General features: G+C 71.4%; 18 protein-coding genes and 1 pseudogene. 10 read left to right on the top strand and 9 right to left on the bottom strand.

Features of this window, described 5'->3' with window-relative positions:
• Positions 1-32: 32 nt before the first annotated feature.
• A complete protein-coding gene (locus KFLA_RS31770) occupies positions 33-935 on the top strand; it encodes an LLM class flavin-dependent oxidoreductase (RefSeq protein ID WP_012923946.1) in 903 nt (300 codons plus the stop codon).
• Positions 936-1,125: 190 nt separating this feature from the next.
• Here the strand turns inward: KFLA_RS31770 and KFLA_RS31765 are convergent, their stop codons facing one another.
• Positions 1,126-1,884 carry an endonuclease/exonuclease/phosphatase family protein gene (locus KFLA_RS31765; protein ID WP_012923945.1) on the bottom strand — a complete coding sequence of 253 codons (759 nt, stop codon included), beginning with the start codon at positions 1,882-1,884 and terminating at the stop codon, positions 1,126-1,128.
• Positions 1,885-1,942: 58 nt separating this feature from the next.
• Complete coding sequence (trpS, locus tag KFLA_RS31760) at positions 1,943-2,929, bottom strand: tryptophan--tRNA ligase (RefSeq protein WP_012923944.1); 987 nt, start codon at positions 2,927-2,929, stop codon at positions 1,943-1,945.
• Positions 2,930-3,304: 375 nt separating this feature from the next.
• Here trpS and KFLA_RS31755 point away from each other — a divergent pair, with 375 nt between their 5' ends.
• A complete protein-coding gene (locus KFLA_RS31755) occupies positions 3,305-4,480 on the top strand; it encodes an acetoin utilization protein AcuC (protein ID WP_012923943.1) in 1,176 nt (391 codons plus the stop codon).
• A 123-nt stretch (positions 4,481-4,603) separates the two neighbouring features.
• Positions 4,604-4,819, top strand: coding sequence for a helix-turn-helix domain-containing protein (locus KFLA_RS31750; protein WP_012923942.1), 216 nt, complete (start codon positions 4,604-4,606; stop codon positions 4,817-4,819).
• 84 nt (positions 4,820-4,903) lie between these two features.
• Here KFLA_RS31750 and KFLA_RS31745 read toward each other — a convergent pair whose 3' ends face one another.
• Positions 4,904-5,839, bottom strand: a complete 936-nt coding sequence (locus KFLA_RS31745) for an alpha/beta fold hydrolase (RefSeq protein WP_237706640.1) — start codon at positions 5,837-5,839, stop codon at positions 4,904-4,906.
• Between the two features lie 23 nt (positions 5,840-5,862).
• Here KFLA_RS31745 and KFLA_RS39155 point away from each other — a divergent pair, with 23 nt between their 5' ends.
• Both KFLA_RS39155 and KFLA_RS31735 read left to right on the top strand, forming a co-directional pair.
• Entirely contained in the window at positions 5,863-8,046 is a 2,184-nt protein-coding gene (locus tag KFLA_RS39155; RefSeq protein ID WP_012923940.1) for an AfsR/SARP family transcriptional regulator, read from the top strand.
• Between the two features lie 5 nt (positions 8,047-8,051).
• The gene (locus tag KFLA_RS31735) at positions 8,052-8,570 is read left to right on the top strand and encodes a GNAT family N-acetyltransferase (RefSeq protein WP_012923939.1); all 519 of its coding nucleotides are present in this window, start codon (positions 8,052-8,054) and stop codon (positions 8,568-8,570) included.
• A 17-nt stretch (positions 8,571-8,587) separates the two neighbouring features.
• Here KFLA_RS31735 and KFLA_RS31730 read toward each other — a convergent pair whose 3' ends face one another.
• Positions 8,588-9,250, bottom strand: coding sequence for a class I SAM-dependent methyltransferase (locus KFLA_RS31730; protein ID WP_012923938.1), 663 nt, complete (start codon positions 9,248-9,250; stop codon positions 8,588-8,590).
• A 97-nt stretch (positions 9,251-9,347) separates the two neighbouring features.
• On the opposite strand from KFLA_RS31730, the gene KFLA_RS36945 reads away from it, so the two are divergent.
• From KFLA_RS36945 to KFLA_RS31720, 3 genes are all read left to right on the top strand, one after another.
• The gene (locus KFLA_RS36945) at positions 9,348-9,449 is read left to right on the top strand and encodes a 30S ribosomal protein bS22 (protein ID WP_008356322.1); all 102 of its coding nucleotides are present in this window, start codon (positions 9,348-9,350) and stop codon (positions 9,447-9,449) included.
• An 81-nt stretch (positions 9,450-9,530) separates the two neighbouring features.
• Entirely contained in the window at positions 9,531-10,523 is a 993-nt protein-coding gene (locus KFLA_RS31725; protein ID WP_012923937.1) for an NAD-dependent epimerase/dehydratase family protein, read from the top strand.
• Entirely contained in the window at positions 10,516-11,730 is a 1,215-nt protein-coding gene (locus tag KFLA_RS31720; RefSeq protein ID WP_012923936.1) for a lysophospholipid acyltransferase family protein, read from the top strand. Before KFLA_RS31725 ends, KFLA_RS31720 begins: the two co-directional genes overlap by 8 nt.
• Positions 11,731-11,817: 87 nt before the next feature.
• Here KFLA_RS31720 and KFLA_RS31715 read toward each other — a convergent pair whose 3' ends face one another.
• From KFLA_RS31715 to KFLA_RS36940, 5 genes and pseudogenes are all read right to left on the bottom strand, one after another.
• The gene (locus tag KFLA_RS31715; RefSeq protein ID WP_012923935.1) at positions 11,818-12,993 is read right to left on the bottom strand and encodes a hypothetical protein; all 1,176 of its coding nucleotides are present in this window, start codon (positions 12,991-12,993) and stop codon (positions 11,818-11,820) included.
• Entirely contained in the window at positions 12,990-13,568 is a 579-nt protein-coding gene (locus KFLA_RS31710) for an RNA polymerase sigma factor (protein WP_012923934.1), read from the bottom strand. The genes KFLA_RS31715 and KFLA_RS31710 overlap by 4 nt, the downstream gene beginning before the upstream one ends.
• A gap of 119 nt (positions 13,569-13,687) precedes the next feature.
• Positions 13,688-14,779, bottom strand: a complete 1,092-nt coding sequence (locus KFLA_RS31705; protein WP_237706900.1) for a DUF5667 domain-containing protein — start codon at positions 14,777-14,779, stop codon at positions 13,688-13,690.
• 217 nt (positions 14,780-14,996) lie between these two features.
• Positions 14,997-15,539 carry a sigma-70 family RNA polymerase sigma factor gene (locus KFLA_RS31700; RefSeq protein WP_041289570.1) on the bottom strand — a complete coding sequence of 181 codons (543 nt, stop codon included), beginning with the start codon at positions 15,537-15,539 and terminating at the stop codon, positions 14,997-14,999.
• A 43-nt stretch (positions 15,540-15,582) separates the two neighbouring features.
• Positions 15,583-15,984: pseudogene (locus KFLA_RS36940) on the bottom strand (HAD family hydrolase); the annotation flags it as partial.
• A 183-nt stretch (positions 15,985-16,167) separates the two neighbouring features.
• Between KFLA_RS36940 and KFLA_RS31690 the strand changes: the two are divergent.
• Both KFLA_RS31690 and KFLA_RS31685 read left to right on the top strand, forming a co-directional pair.
• The gene (locus KFLA_RS31690; RefSeq protein ID WP_012923932.1) at positions 16,168-17,616 is read left to right on the top strand and encodes a class I adenylate-forming enzyme family protein; all 1,449 of its coding nucleotides are present in this window, start codon (positions 16,168-16,170) and stop codon (positions 17,614-17,616) included.
• On the top strand, positions 17,613-17,858 hold the full coding sequence (locus KFLA_RS31685) for a glutaredoxin family protein (RefSeq protein WP_012923931.1): 246 nt from the start codon (positions 17,613-17,615) through the stop codon (positions 17,856-17,858). The genes KFLA_RS31690 and KFLA_RS31685 overlap by 4 nt, the downstream gene beginning before the upstream one ends.
• Positions 17,859-17,874: the final 16 nt, after the last annotated feature.

Below are 17,874 nucleotides of genomic sequence, written 5' to 3'. Positions count from 1 at the left end.
ACTGCCCGGCCGGGGCGTCTGGGGTCGGTCGCATGGACTTCTCCTTGTGGCCGGCCGCGTCCCGGACCTGGCCGGACATCCTCGACGGCGCCGAGTACGCCGAGCGCACCGGCTGGCACGGCGTCTGGATCGCCGACCACTTCATGCAGAACGGCGACGACCTGTCCGTTCCGGTGAACGAGTGCCTCGCGCTGCTGGCGGGTCTGGCGGCCCGGACGTCTCGGGTGCGGATCGGGTCGATGGTGCTCGGCAACACCTACCGGCATCCCGCGGTTGTCGCGAACCAGGCGGCCACGCTCGATCAGATGAGCAACGGGCGGTTCGTGCTCGGCATCGGCGCGGGCTGGCAGGTCAACGAGCACGAGGTGTACGGGATCGAGCTGCCGCCGGTGCGTCAGCTGCTGGCCCGGTTCGAGGAGGCCTGCCGGGTCTTTCGTGGGTTGCTGACGGAGGAACGGTTCAGCCTGGACGGCGAGTACTACCAGCTGACCGGCGCCCCGCTGGAGCCGAAGCCGGCGAACCTGCCGATCCTGATCGGCGCCGCCGGCGAGAAAGTAGCGCTCGGCATCGTCGCGAAGTACGCCGACGAGTGGAACCACTGGGGGCTGCCGGACGTGGCCCGGCACAAGGGCGAGGTGTTCCGCGCGCACTGCGAGAAGATCGGCCGCGACCCGTCCACGGTCCGCCGGTCGACGCAGGCGATGATCGAGGTGATCACCCCCGGCGACACCGAGGCCGAGGCCCGCCGCGACCGCCTCACCGCCGCCGGCCGACCGACGATCATGGGTTCGGCCCAGTACGTGCTCGACACCGTCGCGCAGTACCCGGAGGCGGGTATCGACGAGCTGCTCGTCCCCGACGCCTTCCTCGGCGCCGGCCCCCAACGCCTCGAAGCCCTGGAAACCCTGCGCGCGGAGGTCTTCACCAAACTCTGACCGCGCCGCGCATTCGTCCGCCCTGCGCTGTGCTTCCGCGCCCTGCGCATTTCGGGGGATAACCCGCCAAGTGCTGGGTCCACCCGGTCGTATGCGGGGGGATAACCCAGCATTTGGCGGGTTATCCCCCCCGCCGCCCTCGCGAGTAGAGGTCAAAGCGCAGGCGGCTGCGGGTGCGGGACGGGTGGGGTCAGGGGAGGTGGAGGGTGGCCGCGACGGGCCAGTGGTCGCTGGGGAGGCGGTTGGCGGGGCGGTGGTAGGAGACGGCGGCCTCGACGACCTGCCACGGCTTGCTGACCAGGATGTGGTCAATCCGCTGCCCGTCGGTCGCGCCGGTGAAGTCGTGCCAGGTCCCGCCCGCGGCGGCAGGGATCGCGTCGGTCCAGCCCGCCTCCGTCAGCACCTGCAGCGGCGGTGATCCCGGTTCCGCGTTGAAGTCGCCGAGCAGCACCCACGGGCGATCGGGTTCGGCCGCGGCCCACCGGTCGAGCAGCCGCGACGACTCCACCTGCGCCAGCTCGCCGACGTGGTCGTAGTGCGTGTTCAGCACCCCCACCCGGACCCCGCTCACGTGCCGAAGCCGTACCAGCGTGGCGATCCGGGTCAGCTCCGCGTCCCAGCCGACCGAGCCAGGAGTCGCGGGATCCGCCGACAGCCAACGCGTCTCGTCCGACTCCACCGACCAGTCGCCCGGCCGGACCATCACCACCGAGTGCTCGCCGGCCGCGACCCCGTCGTCCCGGCCGGCGCCGACGATCGTCCAGTCCGGGTACGCCGTCCGCAGGTCCGCCAGCTGGTCCGGCAACACCTCCTGCAACCCGACCACTTCCGCGTCCAGCGCCGCGATGGCCGCCACTGCCACCTCCCGGCGTACCGGCCAGGAGTTGTCCCCGTCCTGCGCGGACGAATTGCGGATGTTGAAGGTCGCGACGCGCAGCTGCAGACTCACCCCTCGATCCTGCCAAACCGCTGCGCGCTCGCGACCTCCGTCCCATCGCGTGATCCCTTCAAGCCGTCGCGAGATCCCGGTCCCGGCTGACCCCGAGCCCCATCGCCGACTGAGCGGCCCGCAGCCGAGGTGCGCTCGCCTCGATCGCCCGGTCGCGCCCGTGGGCCAGCAACTCGTCGACCGTGGCCGGATCCGACGCCAGTACGGCGTACTCGCGCTGCAGCGGCTCGATCACACTCAACACCGCGTCGGCGACGTCGGACTTCAGCGCGCCGTACCCGGAGTAGCCGCTCGCCAGCTGCACCGGGTCGCCGCCGGTGCACGCGGCCAGGATCTCCAGCAGATTGGTGACTCCCGGCTTGGCCGATTCGTCGTGCCGGACCTCGTTCTCGGAGTCGGTCACCGCGCGCATCACCTGGCGGCGGATCACGTCCGGCGGATCGAGCAGCCGGATCGTGCCGACCGCGTCGTCGGCGTCGGACTTGCTCATCTTCGCCGTCGGCGTGGCCAGGTCCCGGACCCGCGTCGCCAGCGCCGCCTTGACCACCTGCGGCACGACGAACGTCTCGCCGTACTCGCGGTTGAACCGGATCGCCAGGTCCCGGGCCAGCTCGACGTGCTGGTCCTGGTCGTCGCCCACCGGGACCCGGTCCGTGCCGTAGAGCAGGATGTCGGCCGCCATCAGGCACGGGTAGGTGAACAGCGACGCCCGGGTCATCGGCCGGTCCCGGCCCTTCTCCTTGTACTGGATCATCCGGGACAGCTCACCGACGTACGAGGTGCACTCGAGCAGGTACCCGAGCTGTGCGTGCGCCGGTACGTCGGACTGCACGAACACCGTGCCCGGCGGGGACCCGGCGGCGAGCATCAGCGTCGCCGTCTCCCGGGTCAGCGCCGCCAGCCGCCGCGGCACGTGCCGCATCGTCATCGCGTGCAGGTCCGCGACGAAGTAGAACCCTCCCCGATCGGTGAACCGCCGGAGCGCGCCGAGATGGTTGCCCAAGGTGAGCCGCCCGGTCGGCATGATCCCTGAAACCGCAGTCATGTCCGTTGTCCTCTTTCGGTGCCGAAGTGGTCACCGCCCCACCCGAGGACACACAAGAGGCCGCCTCGGCGAGGCGGCCTCTGGATGCGCGTGAACGCTGGGGGTCCGCCCTCAGGCGGCCCACCACTGCTGCAAGCTCAGCGTGTTCACGCCCCAACCATAAACACCCCGCGCCCACTTCGCCACCGCCGGCGCCGGACCCCCACCACTCACCAAGCGCCCCGTGCCGGGCTGCTGACCGTCCGCTGAGCGCGAACCGGCCGCGAAGACGCTGGTTGGTGAGTGGTGGAGGTTCGGCCGCTGCGGGCTCCTACGTTGGATCCGGTATCCCGCGCCGCGCGGGCGTGTACGGCGGGGCGGGGCTAAGGTCGGGGCATGAGTGGTGAGGCGATGCTGGTCTTCGACGACGGGCTGACGGCGTACGACTTCGGCCACGGGCATCCGATGAGCCCGGTCCGGGTGGACCTGACGCTGCGGCTGGCCCGCGCGCTGAACGTACTCGACCAGCTGAAGGTGGTGCCGGCGCCGGTCGCCGACGACGCGCTGCTGGGGACCGTGCACACGGCCGACTACATCGCGGCGGTCAAGCGGGCCGGCGACGATCCCGACGTACCGGATCTCGCGCACGGGCTCGGCACCGACGACACCTACTGCTTCCGCGGCATGCACGAGGCGTCCGCGCACATCGTCGGCGCGACCGTCGAGGCGGCCCGGGCGGTCTGGCAGGGCGATGTCGTGCACGCGGCGAACATCGCCGGCGGACTGCATCACGCGATGCCCGCCGCGGCCAGCGGCTTCTGCGTCTACAACGATCCCGCGGTCGCGATCCAGTGGCTGCTGGACCACGGCGCCGAGCGGGTCGCGTACGTCGACGTCGACGTGCACCACGGCGACGGCGTCCAGGCGGTGTTCTACCACGATCCGCGGGTGCTCACGGTCAGCCTGCACGAGTCACCGACCACGCTGTTCCCGGGCACCGGTACGGCGGGGGAGACCGGCGGGCCCGGCGCCGAAGGCACGGCCGTCAACATCCCGCTCCCGCCCGGCACCGGCGACGCGGGCTGGCTGCGGGCGTTCCACGCGATCGTGCCCGACGTGGTCAGGGCGTTCCGGCCGGACGTGCTGGTCACCCAGCACGGCTGCGACTCGCACGTCGAGGACCCGCTCGCCCACCTCACCAAGACCGTCGACGGCCAGCGGGCGGCGTACGCGGCGCTGCACGACCTGGCGCACGAGGTCTGCGGCGGCAAGTGGGTGGCGACCGGGGGCGGCGGCTACGCGATCATCGAGGTGGTCCCGCGGGCCTGGACGCACCTGCTGGCGATCGTCGCCGGGCACCCGATCCCGCCGGCCACGGCGGTGCCGGAGTCGTGGCGCGAGGAGGTGCAGATCCGGTTCGCCCGGATCGCGCCGGCCCGGATGACCGACGGCCGCGAGGCCACGTACGCCGACTGGTCGACCGGCTACAACCCCGACACCTGGCTGGACCGGTCGATCAAGGCGACCCGGGACGTCTCGTTCCCGCTGCTCGGCCTGGACCCGACGTACTGAATCGAGTCACACCAGACACCCTCTTTCCCATTCGCACCAACAGCCACTACGCTCGGTTCATGCACGGGCGGAGGTGCCGGAGGGGAAGCCGGCGCACGATCCGTGCTGGAAGTGCGGTGCGTTATGGCATCAAAGAAGTCCGGTGGTGAGCAGCCGCTCGCTGAGGTGAAGTTCCTGACCGTGGCTGAAGTCGCCACGGCCATGCGCGTGTCCAAGATGACGGTGTACCGCTTGGTGCACTCCGGCGAGCTGCCCGCGGTGCGGGTGGGTCGGTCCTTCCGCGTGTCGGAGGACGCCGTGCACGACTACCTCAAGGGCGCTTTCTTCCAGGCCGGATAAACCACGAGAAGCACAGCGGCCGGTCCCCTCGGGAACCGGCCGCTGCGCCATGCCTGCGGCCCGGCCGAGGCCGGTGGCGGCCGGTCAGCGCTGGAGCAGGGTGCGGAGGATCTTGGCGATCTCCGCGGGGGACTCCTCGGCCATGAAGTGGCCGCTGGTCGTGGTGGTGTGGTCGAGATCGGGCGCCCAGGCGCGCCAGCGGGCGGCGGCGTCGAAGCCGAGGGCGGCGCCCCAGTCCTGCTGCACGACCGAGACCGGCATCGAGAGCTGGTGACCGGCGGCCAGATCGGCCTCGTCATGGGTGATGTCGATGCCGGCGCTGGCCCGGTAGTCGGCGACGATCGACGGGACGGCGGCGCGGCAGGCGTCCAGGTACGCCGTACGGACGTCGGCGGGGATCGCGGCCGGGTCCTTCACCCAGAGATCGAGGAAGTAGCCGAAGAACGCGTCCGGGCTGCCGGCGATCAGCTGCTCCGGCAGGCCCGGCGGCAGCGCCATCAGGTAGAGATGGAAGCCGACGGTAGCGCTCGTTCCCTGCATGACCGACCACATGTCGAGCGTCGGCAGCACGTCCAGGCAGGCCAGCTGAGTGATCACGTCAGGGTGGTCGAGCCCGGCCCGGAAGGCGACCAGCGCACCCCGGTCGTGCCCGGCGAGCGCGAACCGCTCGTGGCCGAGGGCCTGCGCCAGCGCGACCACATCGGCGGCCATCGTGCGCTTGGAGTACGTCGATCCGTCGGTCTCCGCGGGCTTGTCGCTGGCGCCGTAGCCGCGCAGGTCCGGGCAGATCACCGTGTGGTCGGCGGCCAGGTCGGCGGCGACGTGCCGCCACATCAGGTGGGTCTGCGGGAAGCCGTGCAGCAGCACGATCGGGCTGCCGGTCCCGCCGACGACCGCGGACAGTGTGACGCCGTCGGCCACGGTGACGCGGTGGTGGGCGAATCCTTCGAAGCTGGTCAAGGTGGTGCCTTTCGGTACGAACATCCGGTACGGCACAGCCTGCCGGGCGTGGATGAGCAATCGATGAGCGTTACCGTGAGGGGGTGAGCGGGCAGCCGACCTTCGGGGTCCTCGGGCCGGTCGTTGCCTGGGACAACAACGGTGAACCGCTGGCTCTGCGCGGACCGCGGCACCGGGCGGTGCTGGCGCGGTTGATCGTCGCGCGCGGGCAGGTGGTGCCGGTCGGCCGGCTCGTCGACGACCTCTGGATCGACCCGCCGGCGGGTGCGGTGAGCGCGCTGAGGACCTTCGTCGCGGCGCTTCGGCGGGCGCTGGAGCCGGACCGCTCGCCGCGTGCGCAGCCGACGCTGCTGGTGACGGAAGGGCCTGGGTACGCCCTGCGGCTCGCGCCGGACGCGGTGGACGCCTGGCGCTTCGAACGCGCGGCCGCGGTGACCCGGCCGGCGTCGACGGTGGCCGCCGGCCGGACAGGTCGGCAGGTCGGCGCTCGGGTGGAGCGGTTGGAGGAGGCGCTGGGGTGGTGGCGAGGTCCGGCGTTCGCCGACTTCGCGGACTACGCGTGGGCGCGCGGTGAGCGGTCCCGGCTGGCCGAGCTGCGGCTGCAGGTGCTCGAGCAGTTGGCCTCCGCCCGGTTGGAGCTCGGGCAGACGGCTGAGGTGGTCGCCGAGCTGGACGCGCTGGTGACCGAGCACCCTTGGCGGGAAGAAGCCTGGCGGTTGCTTGCTCTCGCGCTTTACCGCTCCGATCGCCAAGGCGACGCGCTCGCCGTACTCCGTCGCGCCCGGAGCCTCCTGGTCGAGCAGCTGGGGATCGACCCCGGCCCCGCGCTTCGCCAGCTGGAGATCGACGTACTCCAGCAAGCCGAGCACCTCACCCGGGACGCCGACAGGCACCCGCAACCCGAGCACCTCACGCGGATGCGCGGTGGGCCGCCGCAGACCGAGCACCTCCCGCGGAAGCCCGGCGGCCAGGCGGAAGCTGAGGACGGCGCGGCGCAGCGCGGTGAGTCCGCGGATACCGGCAGCTCCGGAGGCGACGTGTGGGATCGCGCCGTCGCGGCGTACGGGCGGGGTGTCGGCGAACGGGCGCGGCTGGAGTCGACCGTCGGGTTGTTGCGCAGTCTCGCGGTGACCGGCGGTGGCGGGCTGGAGGCGGCTCGGGAGCACCGGCTCGCGGCGGTGGCGGCGGCCGAGGAACTCGGCGACGTCGAACTGGCCGCTCGCGTGATCGGCGCGTACGACGTACCGGCGATCTGGACGCGGGTGGACGACGAGGCGCAGGCGGCCGGGATCGTCGCTGCAGCTGAGCGCACGCTGATCCGGCTGCCGGCCGCCGCCGAGTGGCTGGTCGGAACGCGGGCGCGGCTGCTGGCGACCATTGCGCTGGAGTCTCGGGGGAGCGGGTCGGCTCGGGCTGCCGCGGCGGCGCGGGAGGCGGTGGAGACGGCGCGAAAGCTGGATGACCCGGCGGTCCTGGCCTTCGCGCTGAACGGGTTGTTCATGCAGACGTTCCGGCGGGCCGGTCTCGCGCCGGAGCGGGACGCCATCGGCGCCGAACTGATCGAGCTGGCGGTGCGCCACGGGCTGCAGTCCTTCGAGGTGCTCGGCCACCTGATCCGGATCCAGTCTCGCAGCGCCCTCGGGGACTTCGCCGGGGCCGACGCCCACGCCGGCGCCGTGGACCAGTTGGCCGCTCGGCACGAACTCCCGCTGGTCGGCGTCTTCACCACCTGGTACGCCGCCCTCCGCCGAGCTGCCGGCCCTCCGCCTGCTGGAAGGGCGGCCTCGCACGCGGCCACCTCCGCGGCCGAGCAGGAGGCGACCTACCGCGACGCCGCCCGCTCCCTCGACGGCGCTGGAATGCCTGGCCTGCAACGCGGTCTGCTCCCACTCGCACTGCTCACGATCCGCCTCCGCCGCGACCTTCCACTCAGCTCACAACCGGCCGACTACGGCCCGTACGAACCCTGGGTGCGGCCGCTGCTCCTGCTCGACGAGGGGCGCACCGACGACGCGGCTGCCGCACTCGCCGTCGTACCGGAACCGCCGCGCGACCTGATGCTCGAAGCGATGTGGACTCTGGTCGCCGAGGCCGCGATCCGCCTCGGTGATCGCGCGGCGATGGACCGCGCCCGCCAGGCCCTGGAGCCCGCCGCAACCGAGCTGGCCGGGGCCGGCAGCGGCCTGATCACGCTCGGCCCGGTCGCCGAGGTCCTGAGCCGCTTGCAGAACCCACCTGTGCCGAAAGCCCGCCGCAGGACAGACTAGGCCGCATGACGATCAGGTACGGCGGTCCGGGGGTGCGGATCGCGGGGGACGGGCTGGTGCTGCGGGAGTGGGAGCGGGGTGACCTGGCGGCGATGTGCGAGCTGTTCGACAACCCGGAGGTCGCGTACTGGACCCCGCTGCGCGCTCCGTTCGACCTCGTGGCGGCCGAGGCGTACTACGACGCCGCGCACACCGACAACGGCCGGATCCACCTCGCGATCACCACCGACGGCGAGCAGCCGCTCGGTGAGGTGATGCTGAACGAGAAGACCGGCGCCCTCGGGTACGCCGTGGGCCCGGCCCATCGCGGGCAAGGGCTGGCGGCCCGCAGCCTCGGGTTGCTGACGAACTACGCGCACGAGGTGCTCGGGCTGCCCCGGCTGATCCTCGAGATCGAGCCGGACAACGACGCCAGCTCGTCGGTCGCCCGGCGCTGCGGCTACACGCTGACCGACCTGCCGCCGAACCAGGTGATGGACAAGGGCCGCGACCTCATCCTGCTCACCTGGCAACACCTCGCCTGAGCCAGATCCGGGCAGGGTCAGCGCCGGGCGCGGATGGCCAGCGCAGCAGGCACCGGCCCGGCGTCCGGCTCGACAACGTGATCGAGCTGCAGCCCCGCGGCCAGAAAGGCGTTCAGCAGCTCGGCCAGCGGCACGTGTCGCATGCCGACCGTCGCGCGAATCCCGTCGCCGGCCCACCAGCGCTGCGGCTCGTGCCACCCGGCCACCCGGTACGTCGGGTGCGCCAGCCGGCCGCCGTCCTCCTGGTACTCCACGTGCGGCCCGTTGAAGCACGGGTGGACGCCGTAGAAGTAGAAGAAGCCGCCCGGCTTCAGCACCCGGGCGATCTCCCGCACGGTCCCGCCGAAGTCGTCCAGATCGGTCGAGATCCACAGCGCCAGCACGTCGTCGAAGCTCGCCTCGGCGAACGGCAGGTGGACGGAGTCGCCCTCCACCAGCGGTACCGGCTGAGGGCGCTGCCGCGCCAGCCTCAACTGGTCCGACGAGCGGTCCAGCCCGATCAGCTCGCGTCCGGTCTCCTCGACGATGCCGAAGTAGCCGCCGTTTCCACAGCCCAGGTCCAGGCAGCGCCGCCCGGCACCGGGCCCGAGCAGCCCCAGCACCTCGTCCCGGTTGTCCTCGGCCCAGGTCCTGCTGCGGGCGGCGTACCAGTCGGCGGCACCGTTGTAACGCGCTCTCATGGCGTCATGCCTACCACCCGATCGGACCTCACTTAGGTGCAAAGCTGATGTGCAGGTAGGCTTTGCCGACGCTCTCTTTAAGTTTGGAAGGTCGACTGTGGGTTCGGTAATCAAGAAGCGCCGTAAGCGGATGGCGAAGAAGAAGCACCGCAAGCTGCTGAAGAAGACGCGGGTTCAGCGCCGCAAGCTCGGCAAGTAAGCAGTTCCCGCCGCTCTGGTCACCAGAGCGGCTCGGCTGGGGTTGCTGTCTGGCTGGGGGTCACTCGTGGCACAGGTGGTGATGGTGACCGGCGTCTCCCGGGACGCCGGTGCTCGGTGTGCCCGGCGACTTGCCGCGGACCCGTCCATCGACACCGTGATCGGTGTCGACGTGGTGCCGCCACGCGCCGAGCTCGGCCGGGTCCGGTTCGTCCGGGCGGACATTCGCAACCCCGTGATCGCCAAGGTCATCGCCGGTGCGGACGTCGACACTGTCGTCCACACGGGCGTGGTGGCGACCCCTGGCAGTGCCGGCGGCCGGTCGTCGATGAAGGAGATCAACGTCATCGGCACCATGCAGCTGCTCGCGGCGTGCCAGAAGGCGCCCGGCCTGAGCAAGCTGGTGGTGAAGTCGTCGACCACCGTGTACGGCGCGGGCCCGCGCGACCCGGCGATGTTCACCGAGGAGATGGCGCCGCGTGCGATCCACCAGACCGGGCTGAGCAAGGACGCCGTCGAGGTCGAGGGCTACGTGCGCGGGTTCGCCCGGCGCCGGCCCGACGTCTGCGTGACCACGCTGCGGATGGCGAACTGGATCGGCCCGCGGACCGACTCGCCGATCACCCGGTACTTCGCGCTCCCGGTGGTTCCCACCGTGCTGGGCTTCGACGCCCGGCTGCAGTTCCTGCACGAGAGCGACGGCGTCGAGGCGATCCACCACGCGACCGTGCACGACCTGCCGGGCACCTTCAACCTGGCCGGTGACGGCGTGCTGGTGCTGTCCCAGGCGATCCGCCGGCTCGGCCGGCCGGTCCTCCGGCTGCCGTCGTTCACCGCGTCGAGCACCGCCGCGGTGGTCCGCCGGGCCCGGCTGGCCGACTTCTCGCCCGACCAGATCACCTTCCTGACCTACGGCCGCGCGGTGGACACCACCCGGATGCGGACCGAGTTCGGCTTCGAGCCGAAGTACTCGACCGCCTCGGCGTTCGACGACTTCCGCGACTCGCTCGGCACCGGTGCCGTCACCCGGGCGGCGCAGCTGCTCACCGCCGGGCTGGGGGCGCTGCGTGGCTGACGCCGACATCATCCCGATCGGTTCCGGCGGACGGCCGGGCCGCGGCAGCGCCCGCCGGACGACCCCGTCGGCCGCCGCTCGCTCGCTGGCAGGCAAGGGCCGCCGCACCGACGACGCCGCCGACGCGCAGCGGCCGCCCACTGCAAACCCCGAGCCGACCAACGCGTCGACCGAGCGGCTGAGCGCGGTCGAGGACGCGGCGTCGGAGCAGTCAGCGGGTGGGCAGTCCGACGCGCAAGCGCAACCGACCATGATCGGGGGCAGCGGGCCCGAGCAACCGATCAGCGTCGGCGCCAAAGCATCGGAGCAGGCCGTCGCTGCCGGGGCAGCGGACTTTGCCGGGTTCGAGCAGCTGGTTCGGGATCTGTTCGGTGCCGACGGGGAGCGCAAGGTCGCCGAGCTGCTGGCCTTCGTCCGCCGCCGGCTGACCGGGCAGTACGAAGTCGACGAGTTCGGCTACGACCCCGAGCTCACCGACCAGGTGGTGCTGTCGATCCTGCGGCCGCTCGCCGAGAAGTGGTTCCGGGTCGAGGTCCGCGGCGTGGAGAACATTCCCGACACCGGCGGCGCCCTCATCGTGGCGAACCACTCGGGCACGATGCCGCTGGACGGGCTGGTCACCCAGCTCATCGTTGCCGACCACGCGCACCGCCCGCTGCGTACGCTGGCCGCCGACCTGGTCTTCCGGACGCCGTTTGTCGGCGAGCTGGCCCGCAAGTCCGGCGCCACGCTGGCCGGCAACGACGACGCGGAGCGGCTGCTCGGCCAGGGCAACCTGGTCGGCGTCTGGCCGGAGGGGTTCAAGGGCATCGGCAAGCCGTTCAGCGAGCGGTACAAGCTGCAGCGGTTCGGCCGCGGCGGCTTCGTCAGCGCGGCCATGCGGACCGGCGTACCGATCGTGCCGTGCTCGATCGTCGGCGCCGAGGAGATCTACCCGCTGGTCGGCAACATCGCCTCGCTGGCCCGGCTGCTCGGCGTGCCGTACATCCCGGTCACGCCGTTCTTCCCGCTGCTCGGCCCGCTCGGCCTGATCCCGCTGCCCTCGAAGTGGCTGATCGAGTTCGGCGAGCCGATCCGCACCGACGACTTCCCCGAAGGTGCCGCCGACGACCCGATGCTGGTCTTCAACGTCACCGACCAGGTCCGCGAGACGATCCAGCAGACCCTGTACTCCCTGCTCATGCAGCGCCGCAGCGTCTTCTTCTGAGCCGATCGAGCCGATCGAGCCGTTCCTGCGCTCCCGCCGGACGCGCCGGTACGGCGCCCGCGAGCGGACGCCGTACTGGCGCGTTGGTCAGGGCCGGCCGAGATACACGTTCGGCCCGCTCGGCGGAGCAGTTCGCTGCAGCAGCTTCGTGCAGTTGCCGGTGACCAGCTCGCACCTGGCGATCAGCTGTTCGACCGGCAGGAACCCGTCGGTCGGAGTCTCACCCGTGCTCGGGTCGGGGGTCGCCTTTGCCTTGACGACCAAGCCGGTCCGGCTCACGACGAAGTGGCCGTTGCCCTCGAAGATCGCGGCGCCGTCGTGGACAGGCAGCGCGGACAGAGCGACCGAGGTGCCGCTGTCCACGTCGACCACGGTCCTCAGATTGAGAATCACCAGCTTCTTGCCGTCCGGCGTCAGACCGGTGGACAACGGGACGTGCCCCCCGCAGACCTCGCGCAGCATCTGGAACCGGTCGCCGGGCCGGGGTGCCAGCACTCGGGCGCAGGATTGGTTGCCCTTGCGGATCTTGGCGATGACGCGGTCCGTCGTACCGTGTGGCACCTCGAACCACTCGAGGCCCTCGATCTTCGGCCGCCGCGGCGGGCTGCCCGGCTGCCAAAGCCGCAGGTCGGGATCACCGGCCGCAGCCTGCTGGATCCACACCCCCGCTGCGGTCCAGCCCTGGATCAGCGTGGGCCCGGTGGCGGGGAGCGACGCCGTTTGCCGGTTCGAGGCCAGGTCCACCACGACAACCCGTGACCCCACGATCATCGCGACCTGGTCGCGGGACGGCGAGAGCGCGACAGGTCCTTGGCCGAAGTTCGGGCCACGCTGCTGGAACCGGCCGTCGACGCTCAGTACGCCGAGCTGGGCCGAACGCGGCCGGTCCGGCGTGCCCGACTTCGTCACCAGCCAGCCCTCCGCCAGGCGAGCGTGCACCTGGATTGCTCCAACGCGGTCCAACGACACCGTCCGGTCACCGTCGTGCAGGGTGCGCCGGTCGCCCTCCGACGTGACGTACGGAACCTTGAGCGACTCGATCCCGGGAGACCCGGCCGCCGGCACGTCCTTGTCCCGCAGTGCCGGCAGCGCGACGGCAAGGCCGGTGATGAGCAGCAGAACGGCAGCCGCGGCGGCCAGCGGCGCGGCGTACCGGCGGCGCGGGGTGACCAGGTCCTGGTCGATGGCGGTGAGAAGTTCGGCCCGGTGGAGTTCGTGCCGGGGCAGGTCGCGCTCGGGGCGCGGTGTCAGCAAGTTGTTCATCGCAGAGTCTCCGGGGTCTCGTCGGGGTCGAGCTGGGACAGGGTGAGGTCGCGCAACCGCCGACGGGCCCGGGAGAGCCGCGACTTCACCGTACCGAGTGGGATGTCGAGCGCGACCGCGGCGGCCTGCTGGTCCAGGCCGGCCCAGACGCACAGCTCGATCACCTCCCGCTCGTGCGCGGGAAGCCGGCGCAGCGCGTGTCGCAGTTCCCGGGCCTGCCGCTGGTCGTCGAGCCGCTCGGCCACCTCGTCGGCGTGGTCCGGCTGATCGGCGGCCAGCAGCCGGGGCAGCGAGTTGCGGTACCGCCGTTTCGACCGCCACTCATTGCGCACGGTGTAGTCCGCGGTCCGCAGCAGCCAGGGCAGGGCCGACTCACGGTCGAGCACCACTTGGTCCCGGCGCCGCCAGGCGTGCAGGAACACCGCCGAGGTCAGGTCCTCCGCTGTGCTCCAGTCCGCGGTCCGGCGGAACAGGAAGTTGTAGACCGCCTTGGCGTGCCGGTCGAACAGCACGCCGAAGGCCTCGGTCTCGCCCTCGCTCGCGCGCCGCCACAGATCCCGGTCGCTGCTCGTCATGGTTGCCACAACCAGTACGTGTCCGCGGGGTCAGCCGGGTTCCCGGCGGGGCACCGGAGCAGACAGACAACGAGGCCCCGACGACGATGTCGTCGGGGCCTCGTCAGAGATTCTGCCGGTCAGTTCCAGGGTGGCAGCAGGGTCTGAACCACGCCGGGCAGGTTGAGCGTCGGCAGGCTCAGGGTCGGGAACGGCCAGGGCCAGCTCGGCGTTCCGGGAGTGGGCAAGCTCGGCAGCGGGCTGCCGGACGGCGTGACCGTCGGCGTCCTGGTGGACGGCCGCACCGGCGGGGTCGCCAGCTTGGTCGGCTGGGTCGTGTTCCGCTCTTCGACCTTGGTGGTGTCCGGTACGTCGGTGGGCGCCGTGCTCGGCTTGACGCTCGGCTTCGCGGACGGCGCCGTCGTCGTGCTCGGCGGCACCGCCTTGGTCGGGTCGTCCTTCGGCTCCGCGCTCGGCCGGGTGGTGTCCGTGCTCGGCTGGCCCGCGTTCTTGGCCGGCTTCGGCTGGTCGCACTTCGGGCAGGCCGCGGTGGTGTGCTGGGCCAGCTGCTCGATCGTCGCTAGTGCCTCGACGGCGGACTTCAGCGACTCGGGCGGCAACTGCGGAGCGAGCTCACCGATGGCCTGGCGGGCGCTGGTGATGAACGTCGTGATCGCCGTGATCGAACTGGCGTCGCCGTCCTGCTGGTAGGACGCGACGAGCCGGGACACACCCTTGCGGGCCTGCTGGCTGAAGACGTCGAGGGTGCCGTCGACGGCGGCCACGTCGCCGCCGTTCGACACCAGCGCGCGGACCTCGGACAACCGGGTCATGGCGTGCTGGAGGTCCCGCCGGCCGCGGGAGTCGTCCCCCGGGCTGACGTTCGTCGAGACGTTCTCGATGCTTCGCTTCATCCCGTACAACGTGTCGCCGGGCATCGCCTGCTGGGCGGCGGCGGCAGAACCGATGCCACCTCCGAGCAGGACCAGCGCGGCGGTACTCGCCACCAGCCGGATACGCCGGCCGGGACGATGACGGATGGGTGTCACGGACGCCTCGTCGTCCTCGCGGGGCGGCAAGTCCTCCTCGCTGTCCGGCGTGCTGCGCACCACGGTCGGAGTGGTCGCCGCCCTGGCGGCGGCCTGCTCCAGCAGGCGGTGCCGCAACTCGGCGGAGAACTCCGGTCGCGGTGCCACTGCCCCGGCGGTCCTCAGTCGCCCGGCCAGCTCCACAGCTTCCAACAGCTCAGGGTCATCGCTCAGTCGCGAAGAGTGACGGGGCCCGTGATCGACGGCGTGCGCGAAGGCATCCGCGCGCGCTCGAGCCCTGGTTAGGTCACTCATGGGTTCTCGTTCTCCTCAATGGCCAGTCGGGGTCACCGACAGGTCCTCACCAGGCAAACGAGGAAACTCCCTGACGGGTTACGAAAGACATTCGTTGTCATCCTCCTCACCTCAAGTCCTTGGGGATAACCTTCGCCAAGTGCCGGACGGCTCTCAGCTGAAGTTGCTTCACGGCGCCCTCGGATTTCTCCAGCGCCTTGGCGGTTTCGGCGATCGACAGGCCGGCGAAGAAGCGCATCGTGAGGCAGTCGCGCTGCTCGTCCGGCAGTGCCGCGACGGCGTCCCGGAGCACCTCGGCGGTGGCGGCGGCCAGGACGTCGACCTCCGGCCCCTCGGTCTGCCGGTCGTGCGTCTCGATCTCGTCGGTGACCACCTCCAGCCGGACCCGGCCGGACTTGTAGTGGTCGGTGATGAGGTTCCGCGCGATCGTCACCAGCCAGGCACCGAAGTCGCGGCCCTGCCAGCGGAACGAGTCCAGCGCGCGCAGCGCCCGGACGAACGTCTCGCTGGTGAGGTCCTCCGCGAGTGCCGACGAGGACACCCGCGCGTAGATGTAGCGATACACGGTGAGCGAGTACTCGTCGTACAGCTCACCGAAGGCACCGACGTCTCCAGCCTGGGCGCGATCGACGAGCTCTGCGCGTCTCATCCCGTCCGGGCTTGGCTCCGGCGTTGTCAAGTTCTCTCCCCGTTCAACTGACACGTCTAGGACTGAAAGATCCGCGACTGAGACATCGATGGATGGCCGCAGCGGCTGAGACAGCACCGAGCGTTACGCCTGGAGCACCGGCTGTCAACAGGACCAGGCGCGTCGCCTTGCGTCCCGTGCGGTAGTCACGGACCCGCCAGCCGGCCACTTCGGCGTGCCGCCGCAGCCTGCCGTCGGGATTGATCGCCCACGGATTCCCCACCATTTCCAGCATCGGCACGTCGTTCACCGTGTCCGAGTACGCCGAGCACGCGGTCAGGTCGAGCCCCTCGTGCGCGGCGAGCGCCCGGACGGCTTCCACCTTGGCCGGGCCATGCAAGATATCGCCCACAAGCTCACCTGTATAGACCCCGTCACTCTGCGCTGCAACCGCGCCCAGCGCGCCGAGGTGCTCAGCAGCAACGTGTTGTCGACGTCGAAGAACACGGCGGCGTGGCCGGCCCGGGGAGTCGCCGGCGAGGCTTCCAGTTCGGCAGCGGCCGCGCTCGCCTCCCCGGCCGGCACGGACCGCGCATACAGGTCCCGAGTCACTCGGGAGACCCTAACCCGAACGTGACAGACTCGCTCTGTGAACTTCAACTTCGCGGACGTCCTTCGTGACACAGCGCGACGTCACGGGGATCGTCTCGCGCTGGTCGACGGTGACCGGCGACTGACCTGGAGCGAGCTCGACGCGGCCGTCGAGGCGGCCGCCCACGGGTACGCGGCGGCCGGCCTGGTGCCTGGGTACCGGGTGGTCCTGCTGCTGGCCAACAGTGTCGAGTTCGTCACGTCCTACTTGGGATGTCTGCGCGCCGGCCTGGTCGCCGTACCGCTGAACACGGGCCTCACCAGGCCCGAGATCGCGAACGTCGTGGCGCACTCCGGCGCCCGGCTGGTGGTCGCCGACGGCGACCTCGCGGCCAAGGCCGAGGGCGTTCGGGTGGTCCGGGCCGGCGAGCTTTCCGGTCACGCTCCGTTGTCCCCGCGGACCGACCCGGAGAGCCTCGCGGTCCTGCTCTACACGTCCGGGACGAGCGGCGAGCCGCGGGCCGCGATGCTCCCGCACCGGGCGCTGGCCGCCAACGTCGAGAACCTGGCCGGCCTCGGCGAGGACCGGATGGGTCCCGACGACGTCGTACTCGGGGTGCTGCCGATGTTCCACGCCTTCGGCCTGAACGCGGTGCTCGGCTGGGCGATCGCCACCGGCGCGGCGCTGGTCGTCGACCGGCGGTTCGACTCCACCCACACCGTCGACCTGATCAGCCGGTACGCCGTGACGCGGCTGCCGCTGGCACCTCCTGCCCTGCAGGCGTTGCTGGCCCGCGACGACCTGCGCGAGCGGCTCGCCTCGGTGAAGGTGGTGCTCACCGGCGCCTCCACTCTCGACCGCGCGCTGGCCGACCGGTTCGAGCAGGCGACCGGTCTGTTCGTGCACCAGGGCTACGGCCTGACCGAGGCCTCGCCGGGCGTGACCACCACGCTCGGCCAGGACAACCCGAAGCCGGGATCCGTCGGCCGCCCGCTGCCCGGCGTGGACCTGCGGATCGCCGACGAGCGCGGCGAGGACGTGGAGGGTGACGACCCGGGCGAGATCCTGGTCCGCGGCCTCAACCTGTTCTCCGGTTACTGGCCGGACGGCTCCGGCGGCCCCGACGAGGACGGCTGGTACCGCACCGGCGACGTCGGCTACCTGGACGCCGACGGCGACCTGTTCCTGGTCGACCGGCTGCGCGAACTGGTCATCGTCAGCGGTTTTAACGTCTTCCCGAGCGAGGTCGAGGAAGTCCTGGTCCGGGCTCCGGGCGTGCGCGAGGCCGCGGTCATCGGCGTACCGTCCGCCGAGACCGGCGAGGCGGTGAAGGCGTTCGTCGTACCGGCCACCGGGGCGGCGGTCGACGTCGCCGAGGTGCGCGCGTACGCCGGGCAGCGGCTGGCCCGGTTCAAGTGCCCGGTCGACATCGAGGTGGTCGACCACCTGCCGCACTCGGTCACCGGCAAGGTCGCCAAGGGCCGGCTGCGCGAGGCCGACCGGTGAGCGCGCCGCGGGTCACGCTGTACGGCAAACCCGGCTGTCACCTCTGCGAGGACGCCCGGGCGGTCGTCGAGGCGGTCTGCGCCGAGCTGGGCGTGGACTGGACCGAGATCGACATCACCCAGGACCCGGAGCTGATGCGCGCGTACGGCGAGCAGATCCCGGTCACGCTTGTCGACGGCCGGCAGCACGACTTCTGGCGGGTGGACCCGGTCAGGCTGAGGAAGGCCTTGACAAGGACGTGACGTCGGTCATGGGTGT

The organism is Kribbella flavida DSM 17836, from assembly GCF_000024345.1.
Lineage (GTDB): Bacteria > Actinomycetota > Actinomycetes > Propionibacteriales > Kribbellaceae > Kribbella > Kribbella flavida.
Note: the sequence above shows the minus strand (reverse complement) of the source record. Positions and strands in the feature narration are given on the sequence as shown.

Excerpts from the sequence above, each read along its gene's own strand:
- KFLA_RS31770 (WP_012923946.1), top strand. The coding sequence starts at position 33 with ATGGACTTCTCCTTGTGGCCGGCCGCGTCCCGGACCTGGCCGGACATC.
- trpS (WP_012923944.1), bottom strand. The coding sequence starts at position 2,929 with ATGACTGCGGTTTCAGGGATCATGCCGACCGGGCGGCTCACCTTGGGC.
- KFLA_RS31755 (WP_012923943.1), top strand. The coding sequence starts at position 3,305 with ATGAGTGGTGAGGCGATGCTGGTCTTCGACGACGGGCTGACGGCGTAC.
- KFLA_RS31750 (WP_012923942.1), top strand. The coding sequence starts at position 4,604 with ATGGCATCAAAGAAGTCCGGTGGTGAGCAGCCGCTCGCTGAGGTGAAG.
- KFLA_RS31735 (WP_012923939.1), top strand. The coding sequence starts at position 8,052 with ATGACGATCAGGTACGGCGGTCCGGGGGTGCGGATCGCGGGGGACGGG.
- KFLA_RS31730 (WP_012923938.1), bottom strand. The coding sequence starts at position 9,250 with ATGAGAGCGCGTTACAACGGTGCCGCCGACTGGTACGCCGCCCGCAGC.
- KFLA_RS31725 (WP_012923937.1), top strand. The coding sequence starts at position 9,531 with ATGGTGACCGGCGTCTCCCGGGACGCCGGTGCTCGGTGTGCCCGGCGA.
- KFLA_RS31715 (WP_012923935.1), bottom strand. The coding sequence starts at position 12,993 with ATGAACAACTTGCTGACACCGCGCCCCGAGCGCGACCTGCCCCGGCAC.
- KFLA_RS31710 (WP_012923934.1), bottom strand. The coding sequence starts at position 13,568 with ATGACGAGCAGCGACCGGGATCTGTGGCGGCGCGCGAGCGAGGGCGAG.
- KFLA_RS31700 (WP_041289570.1), bottom strand. The coding sequence starts at position 15,539 with ATGAGACGCGCAGAGCTCGTCGATCGCGCCCAGGCTGGAGACGTCGGT.